This is a genomic window from Alteromonas sp. G4i35, from assembly GCF_054960375.1.
This window is the reverse complement of record NZ_JBHNZD010000016.1, coordinates 55633-75535: the sequence shown is the minus strand read 5'-3', so window position 1 is coordinate 75535 and position 19903 is coordinate 55633. Positions and strand designations below refer to the sequence as shown.

Genomic DNA, 19903 nt, shown 5'->3' with positions numbered 1-19903 from the left:
CTAGCGCTGTAGCGTGGTTTGTAACCACTGACCGTAAGCGCTGCTAGCCTCAGCATTAAGTTCTAACCATTCAGGGACATCGTACGGATGTAGTTCGCTTACTCTATCGAAGGCCTGTAAAACGTGTTGTGTGTTCGTTTTAATAAGCAGTTGGCATTCTGCGTCGGTTTCCACCTTCCCCTGCCACTCATAAACGGACTCTATACCCTTGATTATGTTGACGCAGGCGGCAAGCTTTTCTTCAACAAGCGTGCTGGCAATTAACTGCGCTGTCTTTTCATCGGGCGTGGTGCACAATACAAGCTTAATTGTCATGAACTTTTCCTACTTTATTTCGCGCCTGTTACTTTGCTAATGGGTCGATATGTAATTGACCTGAAAAGTCGCACTATTCTTTCATAGCTACAGTATATCACGGTCGTTATCGGTCGCTTTAAGTGGCTATTTAAGCGAAAGGGTGGGCACCTTTTCTTGTTATTACGTACAAAGACCCTATAACAGGTTATGAATACATGAAAGAGGAAGCATTTTGCGGGTTTTATTTATACTGTTTGCCCTATTACCTATTTTAGAGATTGCGTTGCTGATAAATGTGGGCAGCGTGATCGGTGGTTGGAATACCGTTGGCTTGGTACTTCTTTCTGCCTTTATTGGTGCTTATTTTGTTAAGCGCGAAGGCGTAAGTACGCTGCAAACGGCACAAGAAAAAATGCAGCGAAATGAAGTGCCGGGTAAAGAGTTGGTTGAAGGCCTAATGCTAGTAGTTGCGGGCATCTTACTAGTGACGCCAGGCTTTATTACCGATATCTTCGGTTTCCTTTTAGCAATGCCGGGCTCACGTCACTTCTTTGCCGCCCAGGTAAGTAAGCACATGAAAATGCGCGTTGTTGCTCCGGGAATGGGGCCGGGAGCTTCAGGTTTCGGACAAGGTCAGTCACCGTTTGGACAAAGTCCTTTCGATGAGCGTTCTCGCTCACACAATAACGATGGTGATGTGTTTGAAGGTGAGTACACCGATCACACCACTAACGACCCAGATAAGCGCTTAAAATAGCGAGCCCCAACGCCCTCTCCGTCAGGTTATGAGCGCCGTTTACCGCGATAAACGGCGTTTACTTGCCTAGTAAAAAGAAGTATTTAGCGAAAAAACCAAATTTTTTACATTTTTTTGCTCAAAAACCCTTGAAGTTATCTGGGTACTACCCCATCTATCCGTGCAGAAACGATTTTAACTGCTCAGCAATGAGCAACCTTAAACACACGGCATTTAGATTGTCTGAATGTCGACAATTACATTCATTTGAATAGTGGAATTTTCAGGAGACTTGAAAATGGCAATTCGTCCTTTACACGACCGCGTAATCCTTAAGCGCGCAGAGCAAGAAAGCAAATCTGCAGGCGGTATCGTTCTGACTGGTTCTGCAGCAGAAAAATCTACACGCGGCGAAGTAATCGCAGTAGGTAACGGTCGCATTCTTGAGAACGGCGAAGTTAAAGCGCTAGACGTTAAAGTAGGCGACACCGTTATTTTCAACGACGGTTACGGCGTTAAAACAGAAAAGCTGGATGGTGAAGAAGTACTAATCCTAAGCGAAAGCGACATTCTAGCGATTGTTGAGTAATTACAACTAACGTTAAAACGAATTTTAGAGGAATTTAATCATGGCAGCTAAAGAAGTACGTTTTGGTGATGACGCTCGCAGCAAAATGCTAAAAGGCGTAAACACACTAGCTAACGCAGTTAAAGTAACACTAGGTCCAAAAGGCCGTAACGTTGTTCTAGACAAGTCTTTCGGTGCACCTACTATCACTAAAGATGGTGTGTCTGTAGCGAAAGAAATCGAGCTTGAAGACAAGTTCGAGAACATGGGCGCTCAGATGGTAAAAGAAGTAGCGTCTAAAGCGAACGACGAAGCGGGTGACGGTACAACTACTGCTACTGTACTTGCTCAAGCAATCGTTACTGAAGGTCTTAAGAGCGTTGCAGCGGGTATGAACCCAATGGATCTTAAGCGCGGTATCGACAAAGCAGTTGCGGCAGCAGTTGAAGAGCTTAAAGCTCTGTCTACTGACTGTGCAGACAGCAAGTCTATCGCTCAAGTAGGTACTATCTCTGCAAACTCTGATTCAGAAGTTGGCGACATCATTGCTCAAGCGATGGAAAAAGTAGGTAAAGAAGGTGTTATCACTGTAGAAGAAGGTCAGGCACTTCAAAACGAACTAGACGTTGTTGAAGGTATGCAGTTCGACCGCGGTTACCTATCTCCATACTTCATCAACAACCAAGAAAACGGTACTGTTGAACTAGACAACCCGTTCATCCTATTGGTTGACAAGAAGATTTCTAACATCCGCGAACTACTTCCTACCCTTGAAGGCGTAGCGAAAGCTGGTAAGCCGCTAATGATCATCGCTGAAGATGTTGAAGGCGAAGCGCTTGCTACACTAGTAGTTAACAACATGCGCGGTATTGTTAAAGTTGCAGCGGTTAAAGCACCAGGTTTTGGTGACCGTCGTAAAGCAATGCTTCAAGACATCGCTATCCTAACTGGCGGTACAGTAATCTCTGAAGAGATTGGTCTAGACCTTGAAAAAGTGCAGCTTGAAGACCTAGGTACTGCTAAGCGCGTAGTTATCAACAAAGACAACACAACAGTTGTTGACGGTAACGGCGACCAAGAAGCGATTGAAGGCCGTTGTGCTCAAATCAAAGGTCAAATTGAAGACTCTACGTCAGACTACGACAAAGAGAAGCTTCAAGAGCGTCTAGCTAAGCTTTCAGGCGGTGTTGCAGTAATTAAAGTTGGTGCAGCAACTGAAGTTGAAATGAAAGAGAAGAAAGACCGCGTAGAAGATGCACTACACGCAACTCGCGCAGCGGTTGAAGAAGGTGTGGTACCTGGTGGTGGTGTAGCACTAGTTCGCGCAGCAGCTAAACTTGTTGACCTTACTGGCGACAACGACGACCAAACAGTAGGTATTAAGCTTGCACTACGTGCAATGGAAGCGCCTCTACGTCAAATCTCTATCAACTCAGGTGCAGAAGCATCTGTAGTAGTTAACGAAGTGAAGAACGGCGAAGGTAACTACGGTTACAACGCAGGTAACGATACTTACGGCGACATGCTAGAGATGGGTATTCTTGACCCAACTAAAGTAACGCGCTCTGCACTACAGTTCGCATCTTCAATTGCTTCACTAATGATCACAACTGAAGCAATGGTAGCTGAACTACCTAAAGAAGACGCACCAGCAATGCCTGATATGGGCGGCATGGGCGGAATGGGCGGCATGATGTAATCATCCCCCAAGCTTAACGCTTAAAAGAAAGGCGCTGCTCATAGAGCAGCGCCTTTTTTGTTTGTGCTAACTCTTTTGGGAGTTAGTTTAACGGAGGAATGTCATCGGCATTCTGGTTAATCTTACCTACGCCCGAGTAGTTGATAACTCGCTGCTTAACCACGTCGGCATCATCTAGTACGTAGTCGTACGGCACTTCGTAGCTGGATGTAGGCGTGGCATCAGGTCCTGCTACAACGTCACCATCAGCTGGCGTTGTCCAGGTTACGCCTTCGCCAAACAGGTTGCCTGACGTGTTCCAGTATCCAATAACGTCTGAGTAGAAAGAAACAATTGGGTTTTGCGTGTTCTCAAACACATTGTTTTCTACCTGTAGCTCTGCACCAATTCTTGAATTGATTGCCGTAGAGGATATCTGATTATAATAGTTGTTATACAAGTGACCGTGACCGTAGCGGAATAACGGTAAACGTGACTCGATATTCTCAAAGCGGTTGTGGTGGAAGGTAATTAAACGCTCGGTATTATCACTGTCTACATCATTCTCAGTGTGGCCGTGTAACGAGGCTTTCCAATGATCATGAAGGTAGTTGTAAGAGATAGTGATGTTTTTCGCGCCGCGTTTACTATCTACTAACCCGTCGTAGAAATCCTTGTCCACAGACAATGTGCTGTAAAGCTCATTGTGGTCAATCCAAATGTTGCTGGTGGTAGAGCCGTCGTTATCACCTTCAATAGAGATAGCGTCTTTACCATCAGTAAGCACGTGGTGGATTTTCAGGTTTTGAATAATCACGTTATTTGCACGTCGAATTAAGATGCCAATACCGTCAAATTCGCCTCTGTCTGCAACTCCGATAATTGACACATCGTTCATGTCTTTTATTTCAATCGGTGAGCCCGTACCGCCATTGTTTGCGTCGGTAATGGTGCCATCTACATAAACCGTTACTGGGGTGTTGCTGTTCGCTGCGCTATCTAACGCCGTCTGCAGATCAGCACCGTTATCTACGGTGACTACCGTACCGCCAGCACCGCCGGTTAATGCATAGTTGTATTGTGCAAAACCGTACGCATCAAGCGTTGGAGCAGGTGCTACATTCGGTAAGTTAGGCTCGCTTGGCACCCAGCCTTCGCCGTTATTAAAGTGAGAGAATATTGCCGTTCTGCTGGTAAGTTCAGTCACTTCGCTGTCGGTGAGAATGTGGGCAAACTGACGGCTTGAAAGATCAAGCGGGTTACCCAGCATATCCATGCTGCCGTATTCACGCCATCCAGCTGCTGCGGTTGCAGGGCTAGGGTTTGGTGCAGGTTGGTCGCGTACTCCTTCACCCGCCCAGCCGATAGTGGCAATGTGGGTGTCGAAACGGTTATTAATAAGCGTAATATTGTCGAAGTAACTCGCGCTGCCGCCACTTCTTGCAATATACGTAGAGTCGTCGAGTACACCGTTACCAATAGGGCCTGGGCCATTGGTGAAGCTGCTGTTTAAGAAGATAAACCCTTTATAAGAAATATCAGGTACGCGAGCTTGTAGAATGTAGCCGCCCGCTGTGTCTTCGTCAGGGTTACCATTTTTAGAGTCGCCAATGGTGCGAATTTCGCTGTTTTCAAACAGTGCGGTATTTACGTAACCCCAAATGAAATCAACGTTGCCGGCAATCAATGAGTTGTAGAACCAACTAAAGCCTTTTAACAGCAGCGTATCTTGTTCACTCACAAAGTTCATATCAACGGCAGTTAGACGACCTGAATCACTGTTAAAGTAAATCGTCTCAGCTTGGTTAGAGTAGTCGTTGCTTCTGATGTGTGAGTTTTTCAAAGTGAAGTTCGTTAGCGTCAGGTTATCTACGCCTTCCACTAAAAATACGCTTCTTCCGCCTGATGGCGTGCCCGCCGCAGGTGCTTCGCTCTTGCCGCTACCGCTGTTAAAGCTTTCAAAGTTATCGTAGTACACCACGGTATTGTCTCGGCTCTCGCCTTGAAGCGTGACATTGTTGTTACCGCGAAGGAACAGCATTTCCTGATACTCGCCGTCACGAATCGTAATGCGAGATGGCGTATCGCTACTTACGTTTTGCATCACGTAATTAAGCGCACCTTGCACCGTGCGGAAATCCGCTTCGCCGTCATCATCTACGGTAACATTCGCGCCAGAAGGTGCGGCGGTTCTTGTTGCAAAGCGCCAGTTCGCACTCTTACCAATACCACTAAAGCTTTCACCGTTTAACGTTGCGCCGGTTACCGCACCATCGCTAATGGCTACGTAATACGACTGACCATATTGAAGGGCATTTGTATGAGGCTTAATCACTAATTTGTTGCCTACAACTGATGCTGGGCGGTAAGCCACTTTGCGCTGTCTGTCTTGGCCTTCAAAGCCAATAAAGTCTTCATCAGCTGCAATATTGATAACGTCTACCAGGGTGTCGTCTGTCGCATTGTAAATGCGCACTTCACCGCTACTTCCTAAGGTGGGTTCGCTGTCGAAGGTTAACGAGAGTAGGGTATCGGGATACGCATTGTTATTGCCCGAATAAGGTGTGGTATCCGGGAATAAGTCGCCATAGGTGGCGGTAGGCATTGTGAAGCCTTCGCCAACATTAACGGCAATGTGTTTGCTTAACGTAGGGTCAGAGCCAGAAGTAAAAGTTACCATTGCGCTGCCGGCAGCGCGAGGGGTAATGGTAACTTGTGGACCTTGCTGCTCTATGCTGACCACACTCGCATCACTGCTGGTTACGGTAAACGTGTCTTCAGTTATACCGTCGTTTTGTACTGCGGTAACGTAAACGAACAACGGTTCGCTACTGGTGGTGGTTTCCCACTCTGTTTCTTTGAAATCCAGAGTAAGTTGAACTGGTTTAACAGCGGGGTCACCCACTTTTAAATCGTCCAGCTCGAACGAGCGGTTATTAGTGAAAAGGCCAATCAGTCCCGCTGCACTATAGGTTGTATCTTCTGCTGTACCCATGTTCTCGCCGTCTAAATAAACGGTGAGTTTCTCGTTTTCCATTTCAAAACGCACGCGGTACCACGTGCCGTCTGTACCGTCTTTTTCACCCAGTACAATAGGTGACTTAGCTTGGACAGGGCGAGAAATACTGCCTTCGGTACTTACCGCTACTTCCACTTGTGTACTGCTTGATGAGTTTTGTACATTCAAACCTCCGCCGTACCAGTTTCCAGCGCTATCATAACGACCTAGAAGGAAGATCTGTTTGTTTCGCGTGGTGCTGTTTTGTCTTGGACGAATGCGCGCTTCAACAAAGTAATTTCCATTTTCTGGCAGGTTGCTTAGCGCCGACTCTTTAACCAAGAAAATCTCGCCACCTTCACCGCCAGCGGTGTAGCGCATCACTTTGTTGCCGTCATCTTCTACAATATCAAACGTGCCTTGTGGACCGTTAGAGCCTGCGTCGTCTGAAATAAGCGTGAAGTTATCTAAAGAGCCCGATGCAAAGTCGTCACAGAAGTAAAGCTGTGGTTCATTTTCACAGCTAAACTTGCTGTCATCTGGCGCTTCACCCACATACGATATAACAAAGTTATCGATAACCACTTTGCCGCCACTTTCTGTACGAAGCTGTAAAAACGAGGTGGGTGTACCAATAAATCCATCGATAGTTAGGCGTTGTCCTGGCACAAGGTTGTTAACCAGTTCGCTGTAGAATTTAGAGTCGCCACCATGTATCGATTTGCTGCTACTGCTGGTGTTGTTATCTACATATATCTGGAAGTTGTTGTCGCCTTCACTGTCTTCAGCCGCAATGATGTCCATACTAATGGTATATTCACGGCTTAAATCTAATATACCCGTCGTTGTAGTGTCATCAGCGGTTGTGTCCGTATCTGGGGTACTGTTGCCCATGGTAAAGCGTGCACTGTCGATGGCTAGTTGGCCTTCGGAGATCACTAAACCTGAGCCGCCGCCCGTTACGCTATAAAACGGTGTCGCACCACCATCGGTCGACTTGTATTCAGGGCTGAAGAAGGTGTCAGCGTCTGTTTCAAACGTCTCCTCTAACAGGGTGTTTTCATCAATATATTCAATGCGAATATTGTCGATGACCACAATAGAGCCACTTTCCGTTCTAAATTGAAGGTACGAGTTAGGCGTTGCTATCTGTCCTTCTACTGTCATGGTGGTTCCCGGTACTAAATCGAGCACAGGCTCATTAAAGAAACGAGAATCTGAACCTAGGTGTGAGTTGGCGCTGCCAGAAGTATTGTTATCCACGTAAATCTGGAATTTGTTGTCGCCTTCGGAATCTTCAGCAGAAATGACATCAAAGATAACATTGTAAGGACGGCTCAAATCCAGTGCACCGGTTGATGATGTATCGTCAGACGAGCTTTGGGTATCAGGTTCAGTATTACCAAGGGTAAAGCGTCCGCCGTCAAGCTGAATACCAGTGTCAATTTGCGTTACCGAGCCACCGGTAATGGTAAACATGGCGACTTGCTCACCCGCTGCATTTTCAATCGCGGCAAAGTTTGTCGAGAAAATATCCTCGCTTTCGCCTGCAAAGGTATAGGAAAGCGGCAGCGGTACGCTTGGAATGACTTCGGGTTCTTCAGGCTCGGTAGGCTCAGGCTCAACCGGAGGCACTGGGTCAACTGCGTCAGCTACCGTTTCAATTTTTAAGTTATCGATAGTGATAGTGGCACTCGAATCTGTGCGCAATTGGAAGAAACTATTAGTTACCGAGCTATCGAGAATTTTCGCGTCAGGTGCACTAGGATCGCCGCCACCAATATCGTCACCCGGCTCATAGGTGTAGGTAAAGCGTGTGCCGGGTACCATTGTGCCGTCCGCTAATCCTTCGCTTACAAACTTAGAAGCAGCACCGTGTACAGAGTTATCTTGCCCTGTGGTGTTGTTATCTACATAAAGGCTGAACGTACCGCCGCCATTATGAGAAATAACGTCGAAGCTAATGGTAAAACCTTCGCTAAGGTTATAAATACCCATGCCTACCGTATCTGATGCCGACGTATTGGCTCCTGGGTTGGCTGCAGCATTACCTATGCTGAATCGATCGCCTTCAAGGGTAAGTTGACCTGTGGTGGCGTCGACTAGCGGGCTGCCACCCGTTACATAATAAAGCGCACCGGCGTCTGGCTCTTCACTTAAACGCTTGTACGACGATGAGAAAAACGTATCGGTGTCGGTATCGAAATTCTCTTCAAGCGCCGCCTGGATAGAATTCGCTGCTTCCTCTAGCTTTGCCTGTTCAACATCTGCTTGTTCCTGGGTAAAAGCAAACAGGTAGTTTTGCGGGTCTTCGTTGGCAAGACAGCTTTCAACATGCAGCACTAACGGCATAGACTGAGCGTTATCTGGAGATATCACGCACAGGCTGTATACCTCGTTAACCGTGTTGAAAGCACGGGAAATAAGATACTCAGTTTGCTCACTGTAACTAAGGGCTATGACTTTTCGTCCAAAAGAGAATTCATAGCTACCTGTTGTACTTTCCTCACCGTGCACTCTTACAAAAGTACCTGACAAGTTCGCTTCGTCGTCTGGCGTAAAGGTGTAAGTGGCTTGAGATACACTTCTGCCTTCCAGTGTTGGTGCGTAAATGTCGCCTGTGAAGCGGGTTACATCAAAGGTGTTAGGGAACAGCGTACCTAATTCGGCTTCAAGGTAATTTACAAAATGGCTGATAGCCTGTGCTTTATCCACAAGCGTAGCACTGGCTCCGCCAGCAGAACCAAGCCACACCTCTACATCGGCTGTAAAATCAGCATCAGATTGATTAAAGAAATCTTCAATGGTTTGCCCTTCGTCGAGGGTTGCCACTGCTACATCGCCAGCACTGGCGCTTAACGTTATACCGTTACTTGGGTCGCCATCGGTATCAAGAGATTGTAAAAGTCGAAGCGTGTTTACGACCGACTGGTTAAAAGGGTTGTCAGTTGCGAACAGGTCAAGAGGAGAGATAACGCTTGATGCCGGTGTTTCTGGAAACGTCAGCTGACCTATGCTGAAAGCGAGCTGCTCGCCTCTGAAGTAAGAGTATTCACCCTGCGCATTAGTGGTACCGTTTTCCACAGAAGCAGAGGAATAATTGATTCCTTCAACGGGGCTATCAACAAATACGCCAGTAAGTGCTGGGTCGGGGGGGAGGGTTACATTGGTAGAGCTTTTCTCGCCGCAGGCAGTAACGAGAATAACACCACCCATCAGGGCAGCAATTTTCGTGAGTTTCATGGTACTCAATCTCCATATTTTACTGGGCGTACTACCGCACTACATGTCCGCTCCAGCTTTATTATGTGGAAAAGGCCGGGTTTCCCCGGCGCAGACAATTAGTAGAACTTAATGTTTACACCCAGCTGGTAGCTGCGACCGTATTCTTCTTTTTGGTACAGAATGTTGCCGCCGCTTAACGCGTTACCTTGGAAGTAGCGAAGGTCAGACTCCTCGGTAAGGTTGATGGCGTCAAAGTACAATTGTGCGTACTCGGTAATGTCGTACTGAAGTTTAAAGTCTAAGCTTTTAACCGAATCTTGATATTGGTCGCCCCAAATCTTGCAGCCTTTCGGGTCGTTAAGATCGGCAGTAATTGGGCATGAGCCAATTTGTTCAAGAACTTCAGAACGCACGTTACCAATTAAGCGAGCAGAGAACGTTTCGCTCTCCCAACCAAATACAAGGTTGAAGGTGGTATCAGCTTGGTCGGGCAGTGCTACCTTGCCTTGACGAATACTGCTATCTAGTGTGGCTTCACTATCGAGGATGGTGGCATTACTTTGAATGAATAGACCATTTTCGAAGTACTGGTTGTAGCTAAGCTCTAACCCGATAACCGAGGCTTTGTTGCCGTTAACGGTAATGTTTATCTCGTTAAGGTATAAGTCTTGCGGAATAACAAACTCAGTCACCTGGTTTACCGGAAGCGTTAGCGGCAGGTCATTAAGCGCCATGCCAATTCCGTTTACATCTACGATAAAGTTGTCGATGTCTTTATAGAAAACTGCCGCTTCCATAAAGAGGTTTTCGCTTGGATACCAGCCAATTGACGCATCGTAGTTAATAGACGTCATTGCAACGAGGTTAGGGTTACCCACATCTAGTGCATTATCAGAACCCAACACATACTGGCTTAACTGTTGAAGCGATGCGCCACCTTGACTGTCATCACAATCGTCAGAACCCGGAGGACAAAGCTCAATATCGCTGTCAAACACAGCAAATGCACGGGCTTGTTTAAACGACGGGCGAGTAAAACTCGTCCATGCTGCGGCACGCACTAGGAAGTTTTCACTCGGCTCCCATTTAATGTGTGCACTAGGGAAAAACTCACTGTATTTTATAGACGCTTCTGGAAGAGGGATAGCAATATCCAATGCACCAGCCCCTGCGCCATTAAACTCAAAGTCATCGTTTTCTAAAGACAAAAAGCCGGTAGAAGAGAACTCGGTTTGTGTCCAGCGAACGCCGGTTGTTAGTGTGGCATCTGCGCCTAATGGCAACTCTGCCATTGCGTATACAGCCTGCGTATCTTCGGTAATGCTGTAGTCGCCCTTAGTGCTTTCTATCGACACTTCGCCATTTGTGGCAGGCTCAACCGTTTGACGAGTGGCATCAACAATTTGGTCGACAACTGCGCGGCTTTCAAACGGCAGCTGGAATGCGCTGTTTGAAGGTATTTGGGTATCATAGTCGGCAAGGGTAGAATTCACTGCGGCAATACATGCGTCGTCGCTACAGTCGCCGGTAGAAGGGTCGAAACTCCAGCGGTCCTTGTCACGCACGTGATCGCGCTCACTCACCTGCACACCAAATTTAATGGTGTTTAACCAGTCATTAAAAATGTCGGTTCGCAAGTTAAGGTTCACTGTCTTAATTTCATCAATTCGCGTTCCGCCTTCTAAAAACAGGTTATCGAATTGATAATTTGAAAGGTCAGAACCATCGCCACTACCCGACGTTCCAAAAATACTGTTTTCCGGGTCGTAGGTTAGACCTGCGATTTCAGCAGCTTCCTGTGGGCTTAAAATGCGGGCGTTAATGTTGTCGCGACCGCCTTGACCATAAACAATCAGGTCTCGTTCACGGAATTGAACGCGGCGGTCACCAGTGGAGTCTTCTTCAGAGCGAGATTGAGCGTATTCGTAGTCAAACACGAAGCGTTCAGCAATACGGTTTTCGCCCCCTAAGCTGAACGTTATGGTTTTGTTCTTACTTTCTTGTAGGAAATGCTGGTGGAATACGTCAATATCGCTAAGAATAAACTCTTTCGTAGCGCCGTTTACGTATACAATTTCATCGTTTCCGACAGAGCCAGCATCTTGAAAATCGTAAAATTCTCGCTGTGCGCGATCATCATCTTCGAACTGAGTGAACGTGCCTTTGGCATAATAGTAGGCGTCTGCAGAGGGCTTGTATTCAAGGTTTAGTGCTGCTGCTTGACGAGTTCTTCCTGCAATTTCGCGACGAACTTCTAACTGAGAAGGCGCAAGAATTTCGTCACCCTGGGCAATTTCTTCTTCTGTTTTACCCAAGTCGGCGGTGTAAAACTTCATTTCGTTGGTGCTGTGGTGGCGCGTTTCGTCTATCTGGGTTTTGCGGTCTTCGTGAGAGATGGCAAAGCCAATACCAAAGGTGTTGTCGAGGAAAAACTGGGTGCCGTCTAAGCTAAATTTCGGAGAGTGCTTTTCGCGCGCTTCTGAATATGCGTCTTGAACACGCATTTTTAATGTGTTTTTGCCGCGATCGAAAGCTGAAATTGCTTTAACGTTGACTGTACCGCCAATGGAATTTAGGTTTTGGTCTGGGGTGAGTGTTTTCAGCACTTCAATGGTACCGAGAAGGTCAGCAGGAAGTGCGTCTAATCCCACTTTCCGTTCTTCGCCTGCACCAGACATTTGTGCGCCGTTCATATTTATGGATACGAAGCCGGGTCCTAAGCCCCGTACGGTGACAAACTTACCTTCGCCTTCAGAGCGCTGTAGCGTAACACCCGGCAGTCGTCGAAGGGACTCCGCCACGTTCTGATCAACAAAATTGCCTAAATCATCGGTAGAAATAACAGAGCTAAAGCCGCTTTTCATGCGTTCTAAGTCACGCGCTTTAAGGTCTGCCTGTTTAACACCCTTTACTTCAACTACTTCAATTTCGCTAGGGGTCTCATTTGTTTCAGTTTGCTCGGTATTTTCCTGAGCGGGTGCAGTTTGCGCCATGCTGGAAAACGCCGTGGACACGGCTAGAGCGAGGGCTGTCCATTGAAACACTTTCATGTTTTGAACTCCTAAATTCCAAAATCGACATAGCTGTAGTATTTGTATTTTGCTATGCCACCGGTGGCAGTATTGATCTTGTCAGATAGGAATGCACTAATATTTAACGTTTATTTCACAAATTATTAATATATGAATATTTAGTGATCACAGTGTTGGGACTCCTGCGAGTACCCGCCATGAGTTTTCTTCATGAAAAGTAAGAGAGGGCGCGGGGTTGGCAGTAAAGTAGCTGCTGTAAATTGACCAGTCAACCACATCTAATTCACTATCAATTATCCCATTTTTGCTTGTGTACTGATTGCTTTGTATTTGCTTAAGTATGCGCGAGTCTACAGGGTCTAGATCTTTACCTGTGCGGGTGAGATTAGCACCTACGTCTTGGTTTTCAATCAAGCTTGTCCATGTTTGCTGTGCAGTAAGTTGCGCATCGCCTAATTTATCTATTTCATTCTGATGAAAAGGCGACGTTGAAAGAGAACGAGTGATTACGTCTTTTTCTTTCTTTGAACCGGTTTTGGCGCTCTTAACATCTATGCTTTTACTGTTGTCCTCAGACATGTCGCTATAGCCCTTCATCACGTTTTCAGCAACATAAAGTCGAGTGAGTGATTCCTTATCGTCCCATAATTGGAAAAACCATAGCTTTTTCGTAGCGGGGCCTGGGGCATAAATATTCCCAACCAGATTTGCGGTGCCGTTTTCGCCGCCATAAGCTGAGTTTTTTTGCCAGTTGGCAATAACGTTATTTTTGATATCAACGAATTCTTGCTGCTGTGGGTAAGGCGGGTTCAGTCGCCATCCGTTAATGCGCGGGTTTCTACTGGTATGATTGGCCAATATATTGCGCAAAAAGCTAGCATTACTGCCACCCCAAATGCCGCCATAGCCATGGCTACCTTTGTGATGACCCGCGTTGTTTAAACTCTCTGATAGTATGCTGTATTGCAGTGTAAAGCGTTGGTTATTGTAGAAAGAGCCTACCTCGTCTTTTGACCAACTTAGCGAACAATGATCGATAATGACATCAGTGGTATTTCTAACGGTTACTGCATCGCCTTCTTCACTGTCTTTCCCCGGCCTAAAGCGCATGTGTCGAATAATGACCTGATTAGCTTCAACGCTTGTTGATGCGCCAGAAATTACAATTCCGTGGGGAGATGTCTGTCCTGCAACGGTGACGTTGCCATGTTTTATTTCTAAATCCTTTTCTAGCGCGATCACGCCAGACACATTAAAGACAATCAGTCTGGGATAGTCTTGCGCAATAGCCCATCGCAATGTTCCCTCTTGTGGGCTTTTGGCATTATCAGACAAAGAGCTAACAACTAACACTTTTCCTTGGTTTCCACCTTGCGTGTATTTTCCGAACCCCAGCGCGCCTTCAAACGCCAATGATTGTGCGTGACAGTTAGACAAGGCGAGAAACGCGACGAAAGCGACAATCAGTTGAATTGGAATATATTTCATTACTGCATGTCCTGCTCGTAAGGGTGGGCACCGGTGGTTGGTTGGCGGGCGATGTCTTTGAGTTTAGCGCTCCATGCTTGGAGCACCTTAACGTCGTGGATCATACCCTCTAGTTCTATTGCTAAAATTGATACAAGCTCTCCATCTCGCATGAAGACTGGCACGGCAACAAGCGTTACGTTGCGCGGTGCGAAGTGGCTGACGGCATAGCCTCTGGTACACGTTGTTGCTCGTAATTTCGCGGCTTGTTGTTCATCAAAGTTTGCGGGGTGTGTGCTGTCGTTCATGTTTTGATACTTGGGATGGTAGGCCAACATGACATGACCCGCAGCAGATTCAAATAAGGGCAGTTTTGTCCCTGGCCTTATTGTTGTTATTTGCTTTTCTCTGGCATCTAAAACGTCAATTACAAACGCGCAGTAGTCGCCTAATGTACAGATAATTGCGCTAGCGTTGGTTGCAGCTATAAGTTTCGAAAGCGCAGGTGCAGTGATTCTCTGAACGTATCTGCTGCGCGAGTTAGCGGCGCTAATTTCGTAAATGCGTGTGCCATAGAAGTATTTTGTACCACGCTTTTCAACTACCCGTTCGCTGGTTAATGTTCTCAGTAACCTAAATACTGATGTGCGGGGTAGTTTAAGCGCTGACTCAATTTCAGAGGCACTTAACCCCGAGCGAGACTCGGCGATGGCTTGACATAGCTGCAGCGCCTGCATAACACTGGGAATTACATACCTTTCCATCTTTTTGCGGTCCCGAAATCAAGATAATACTGCTCGATATTAACACGAATTAAACAAAATGCTACCGGTGGCATTTTAAATTATTGATGATTTTTAAATCAATTACATTGAGAAAAGGGAGAAAACTGTCGTGCAACTCATCGCATCTATAAGAAGGTTAACGCTTTATCAACCGCGTCCGGTAAGCGGTTTAATTTTGTATATTTAAAACAAAAAATTAACATGTGTAGGTGCTGCCGAGGTGCAAGTTGAAGACTCAGCGAGCGAAAAAGTGAATAAATGCGTGACATCTGTACTAAGGGCGACGATAAATCTGTGGAAGCAGAGTCTTACCTTCTGAATGTTAATAAAATAGTCATTTGTGTCTGGTGTTTTAATTACTAGGTCTTTTTAGCCCGTCGATAGGTGGCTTGTACTTGTCCTTATTTGAGATTACTCTGCCACGCCTGCTTTCTCATTCTCATTTGAAGCAGCGTTAAACTTAGAGCATTGTTCTTGTAAGGCATTACATTCTATATGGCACCACGTTCTTTCGTTTTTTTAGACGAACTGAATTCTTCGATTAGACCCGCAATAAACTACACCAGTGGTGTAGGCGCTATGCTGTGGTTGGCTAATCTGGTGTTACTGCTGAACATTGCGCTAGTTATCAGTGGTACCTTGGCTGACTCGGCAGAATTTGTCAGTGCGTTTAATGAAAGTTTGGTTGTAGAGCCTTTTTTCATTGCTCTGGCCAATCACACGCTTTCGCAATTTATTGTTCCCACTATTGCATTAGTATTAGTTGGTCTCTTGGTAAAAGCCACGGCTATAGCAAAGGCGCAAATAACAAAACAGCGCCGACCTATTCCTTACCTTTGCCCTACATTCCCCCAGCCTTTTGTTCAGACGGTTGGCAGTAGAGCGCCCCCACTTTTTAGTTAAACGTCTCCGATTTAATTATTTAACGCCGAAAGCGTTGCGCAGTATGTGTGACAAAGCTTTACCGGTGTGTTTTTCGATGCTGTAACGCTGCCATTCTCTATTAAGCGGCCCAGTCATCGCCGTTCAACTTGTGGGTTATAGGAACTTGTTTTGTCTATTCGTAACCTTTTTACTTTAATTGTTGCTGGTGCAGGGCTGACGTTGGCCGGTTGCAGCGGTGGCGTGCTTGACCCTAAAGGGCAAGTGGGTATGGATGAAAAGAACCTGATTATTCTTTGCACTATCCTCATGCTGATTGTTGTTGTTCCCGTTATTTTTCTTACGCTTTACTTTGCGTGGAAGTATCGCGCTAGTCGCGATTTCGAAATTTATACCCCTAAATGGGCACATTCAACCAAAATAGAAGCGGTGGTGTGGTCCATTCCAATTCTCATTGTCGTGTCGTTGAGTGTGATCACCTGGCGCTCTACTCACGCACTCGACCCTTATGCACCGCTAGAAGGTCAAGGAGAGCATCTTACTGTCGAAGTAGTCTCGCTCAACTGGAAGTGGCTGTTTATTTACCCTGAACAAGGTATCGCAACGGTCAATGAATTGGTGTTTCCAGCCAATAAACCCGTTGCGTTTAAGATTACTTCTGAAAGCACCATGAATTCGTTTTTTATTCCTCAGCTAGGAAGCCAGATTTATTCCATGGCGGGAATGGAAACCAAGCTTCATCTTATTGCCGACGAGCCAGGTACGTACAAAGGCATTTCTTCAAATTACAGCGGTGCGGGATTCACTGGAATGAAGTTTAACGCTATTGCCACACCTACCGAGGATGACTTCGAGGCGTGGGTTGCCAGCGTTAAGCAGTCGCAAACATCGTTAACGTCAGGTGCCTACGAGCAGCTTGCTGAGCCAAGCGAAAACAATCCGGTGACCTATTTCAGCAAAGTCGATGACGGTTTATTTCATAACATTGTTATGAAATACATGAAAGATCACGGCTCTATGGATTTCTACAACAAGCCGGAAAATGCCGCCATGGGCGAACATCACGCCATGCCTGAAATGCAACACAGCCATCACCAAGAGGATGCACAATAACCATGTCTTTATTAGGTAAATTATCTATTGAGGCCGTGCCCTATCACGAGCCGATTATTATGGTGACACTAGCTGTTGTGGCAGTGGTGGGTGTGGTCATTGCCATGCTTATCACCAAGCACAAACAGTGGGGAACCCTATGGTTTGATTGGATAACGTCTGTCGACCACAAACGTCTTGGTATTATGTACATTGTGTTGGCTATGATCATGCTGCTGCGTGGCTTCGCCGACGCCATTATGATGCGTACTCAGCTTGCAATGGCAACCAATGGTGCGCCCGGGTATCTACCGCCAGAGCACTACGACCAAATCTTCACAGCCCATGGCGTTATCATGATTATCTTCATGGCGATGCCGTTTATGATTGGTTTGATGAACATCATTTTGCCACTACAAATTGGTGCTCGCGATGTGGCGTTTCCATTTTTAAATAACTTAAGTTTTTGGCTGACCGCAGGTGGCGCAATTCTAGTAAATGTGTCTTTGGGGTTAGGTGAATTCGCAAAAACAGGGTGGGTTGCTTATCCGCCGCTAGCCGGGTTGGAGTTTAGTCCCGGGGTTGGCGTCGACTATTATATATGGGCCCTGCAGATATCCGGGCTCGGTACGCTGCTAACCGCCGTAAACTTCTTAGTTACCGTGTTTAAAATGCGTGCGCCCGGCATGAAGTTAATGCAAATGCCTATATTCACATGGACCTGTACGTGGGCGAACATTCTGATTGCTGCTTCGTTCCCTATTCTTACGGCTGTGCTAGCCATGCTAACCCTAGACCGCTACATGGACTTCCACTTCTTCACGAATGAAGCCGGTGGTAACTCGATGATGTATATCAACCTATTCTGGGCGTGGGGACACCCTGAGGTTTATATTCTGGTACTGCCTGCATTTGGTATTTTTTCAGAAGTTATATCTACGTTTACCGCTAAGCGCCTGTTTGGCTACAAGTCGATGGTTTATGCGTCGGGTGCCATTGCTATTCTCGGTTTTATTGTCTGGCTACATCACTTCTTTACCATGGGTTCAAGCGCCAATGTGAATGCCTTCTTCGGCATTATGACCATGGTTATTGCCGTACCCACGGGCGTGAAACTGTTTAACTGGCTATTCACCATGTATCGCGGTCGCTTAATATTGAGTGTGCCTGTACTGTGGACGTTAGGCTTTATGGTGACCTTCACCATTGGCGGCATGACAGGGGTGTTACTTGCTATTCCAGGTGCTGACTACGTACTTCATAATAGCTTGTTTCTCATTGCGCACTTTCACAACACCATTATTGGTGGTGCGGTATTTGGCTATCTGGCTGGCTTTGCTTTTTGGTTCCCGAAAGCCATGGGCTTTAAGCTTGACGAAAAAACCGGAAAAGCAGCCTTTTGGTGCTGGCAAATTGGTTTCCTTTTGGCGTTCATGCCCCTGTACGTGCTTGGCTTTTTGGGTATGACACGCCGCTTAAATCACACCGACAATCCTGACTGGAATATCTGGTTATACATTGCTGCATTTGGTGCGTTTGTTATAGCAATTGGTATTTTCTTCCAGCTGCTTCAGCTGTTTGTAAGCTTCAAAAACAAAGAAAAGCTTAACGATACAACGGGCGACCCGTGGAATGGTCACACGCTAGAGTGGTCAACGGCGTCACCGCCTCAGTTTTACAATTTTGCCAAGATACCTCACATCAAAGACATTGATGCGTGGACGGATATGAAGGAACGCGGCGAGTCGTATCAACGCCCTGAAAATTACGCGCCTATTCATATGCCAAAAAATACTTCAGCCGGTGTGTTTATGAGTATGAGCTTTACTCTAATGGGCTTTGCCCTTATCTGGCATATCTGGTGGCTTGCTGTTGTCGGTTTAGTGGCGGGAATAGGAGTATTTATTAAGCGTTGCTATACCTCGGATGTTGATTACTACGTGCAGGTAGATGAGGTTGAACGAGTTGAAGCTACGCACTTAAGTGCCAATACAGTGGGAGGTCGCTCATGAGTACTATTGCAACATCAAGCGCCGCATCAATGCCGCATGAACACGCACACGAAGAACATCATGAAAACAACACCGTGTTTGGTTTCTGGTTGTATTTAATGACCGACTGTTTGTTGTTTGCTTCTTTCTTTGCCACCTATGCTGTGCTGTTTATGAATACGGCAGGCGGTGTGTCTGGCAAAGATATTTTCGAGCTCAACTTTGTCGCAGTTGAAACAGCCGCTCTGCTTTTAAGCAGCATTACCTTTGGCTTTGCCATGATATGCGCTCATCGACAAAACAAGTCAGGCGCCCTTGCTTGGCTGGCGGTGACATGGGCACTGGGTGCGTGTTTTATTGGTATGGAAGTGTACGAATTCCACCACCTTATTGAGCACGGTAACGGGCCGCAGCAAAGTGCGTTTTTAACGGCGTTTTTCTCGCTAGTGGGACTGCACGGACTGCACGTTACAGCGGGTCTTATTTGGATGACGATCATGTTTATCGAAGTAACCCGCCGGGGTCTAGGTGAGCAAACCGTTACCCGACTTAGCTGCTTAAGCTTGTTTTGGCACTTCCTCGATATCGTATGGATATGTGTATTTACTGTAGTGTACTTAATGGGGGCAATGTAATGGCGTTACACGATGCAAAATTAGCTTCAAATACGGACGGTCACGCTTCATCGACCAACAATAGTGATGACGTACATGGCGATGTGAAGTCTTATGTTATTGGCTTCATTCTATCTGTGGTGCTCACCGCTATTCCGTTCACTCTAGTGATGAATGGCGACCTATCTAAAGTTACCACGATTTGGAGCGTGGTAACCTTGGGCTTGGTTCAAATTTGGGTGCACCTTAAGTACTTTTTGCACCTTAACTTTGTTACCCAAGAAGGCAGAGCCAATACGTTTTCGTTTTTATTCAGTGCGCTTATTATTTTCATGGTGGTTGGGTTATCCGTTTGGATCATCTACGAATCAAACGCCATGATGATGTATTAGCAAGTCTCTGTATATGTGTGGTCTAGCCTGACAATCATGTCAGGCTTTTCAATGTGTTTACTTCATCGCGGTCAGTACGATAAGCCCTTCTATTGGGGCAACCTATTTGGGGGGCAACATTGGGGCTTCTCAGTACACCTTGATAC

At 46.3% G+C, this 19903-nt stretch carries 13 protein-coding genes; 8 read left to right on the top strand and 5 right to left on the bottom strand.

The features are described 5' to 3' along the window. Complete coding sequence (gene cutA / locus ACFI6L_RS11955) at positions 1-315, bottom strand: divalent-cation tolerance protein CutA (RefSeq protein WP_014951272.1); 315 nt, start codon at positions 313-315, stop codon at positions 1-3. 214 nt (positions 316-529) lie between these two features. Between cutA and ACFI6L_RS11950 the strand changes: the two genes are divergently transcribed. The 3 genes from ACFI6L_RS11950 to groL all read left to right on the top strand — a co-directional run bounded on the left by ACFI6L_RS11950 (position 530) and on the right by groL (position 3300). Then, complete coding sequence (locus ACFI6L_RS11950) at positions 530-1054, top strand: FxsA family protein (protein ID WP_187447612.1); 525 nt, start codon at positions 530-532, stop codon at positions 1052-1054. Positions 1055-1331: 277 nt separating this feature from the next. Beyond that, positions 1332-1622, top strand: coding sequence for a co-chaperone GroES (locus tag ACFI6L_RS11945; RefSeq protein WP_012520088.1), 291 nt, complete (start codon positions 1332-1334; stop codon positions 1620-1622). Positions 1623-1662: 40 nt separating this feature from the next. After that, positions 1663-3300, top strand: a complete 1638-nt coding sequence (gene groL / locus ACFI6L_RS11940; RefSeq protein WP_462574082.1) for a chaperonin GroEL — start codon at positions 1663-1665, stop codon at positions 3298-3300. 82 nt (positions 3301-3382) lie between these two features. On the opposite strand, the gene ACFI6L_RS11935 is transcribed toward groL, so the two are convergent. From ACFI6L_RS11935 to ACFI6L_RS11920, 4 genes are all read right to left on the bottom strand, one after another. Beyond that, positions 3383-9520 carry a pectinesterase family protein gene (locus ACFI6L_RS11935; protein ID WP_462574081.1) on the bottom strand — a complete coding sequence of 2046 codons (6138 nt, stop codon included), beginning with the start codon at positions 9518-9520 and terminating at the stop codon, positions 3383-3385. A gap of 98 nt (positions 9521-9618) precedes the next feature. Continuing rightward, positions 9619-12552, bottom strand: coding sequence for a TonB-dependent receptor (locus ACFI6L_RS11930; RefSeq protein ID WP_462574080.1), 2934 nt, complete (start codon positions 12550-12552; stop codon positions 9619-9621). Positions 12553-12699: 147 nt separating this feature from the next. Continuing rightward, entirely contained in the window at positions 12700-14022 is a 1323-nt protein-coding gene (locus ACFI6L_RS11925) for a pectate lyase family protein (RefSeq protein ID WP_462574079.1), read from the bottom strand. Further along, positions 14022-14765, bottom strand: a complete 744-nt coding sequence (locus tag ACFI6L_RS11920; RefSeq protein WP_239244116.1) for an IclR family transcriptional regulator — start codon at positions 14763-14765, stop codon at positions 14022-14024. The genes ACFI6L_RS11925 and ACFI6L_RS11920 overlap by 1 nt, the downstream gene beginning before the upstream one ends. A gap of 516 nt (positions 14766-15281) precedes the next feature. On the opposite strand from ACFI6L_RS11920, the gene ACFI6L_RS11915 reads away from it, so the two are divergent. The 5 genes from ACFI6L_RS11915 (at position 15282) to cyoD (ending at position 19757) form a co-directional block, all read left to right on the top strand. Beyond that, the gene (locus tag ACFI6L_RS11915; protein ID WP_014951265.1) at positions 15282-15689 is read left to right on the top strand and encodes a hypothetical protein; all 408 of its coding nucleotides are present in this window, start codon (positions 15282-15284) and stop codon (positions 15687-15689) included. 150 nt (positions 15690-15839) lie between these two features. Further along, complete coding sequence (gene cyoA / locus ACFI6L_RS11910) at positions 15840-16781, top strand: ubiquinol oxidase subunit II (RefSeq protein WP_014951264.1); 942 nt, start codon at positions 15840-15842, stop codon at positions 16779-16781. Positions 16782-16783: 2 nt separating this feature from the next. Continuing rightward, entirely contained in the window at positions 16784-18772 is a 1989-nt protein-coding gene (gene cyoB, locus ACFI6L_RS11905; RefSeq protein ID WP_014999972.1) for a cytochrome o ubiquinol oxidase subunit I, read from the top strand. After that, a complete protein-coding gene (cyoC, locus tag ACFI6L_RS11900) occupies positions 18769-19386 on the top strand; it encodes a cytochrome o ubiquinol oxidase subunit III (RefSeq protein ID WP_014977735.1) in 618 nt (205 codons plus the stop codon). Before cyoB ends, cyoC begins: the two co-directional genes overlap by 4 nt. Continuing rightward, positions 19386-19757: a cytochrome o ubiquinol oxidase subunit IV gene (gene cyoD, locus ACFI6L_RS11895; protein ID WP_462574078.1), complete on the top strand. Its 372-nt coding sequence runs from the start codon at positions 19386-19388 to the stop codon at positions 19755-19757. The genes cyoC and cyoD overlap by 1 nt, the downstream gene beginning before the upstream one ends. Positions 19758-19903 lie beyond the last annotated feature (146 nt).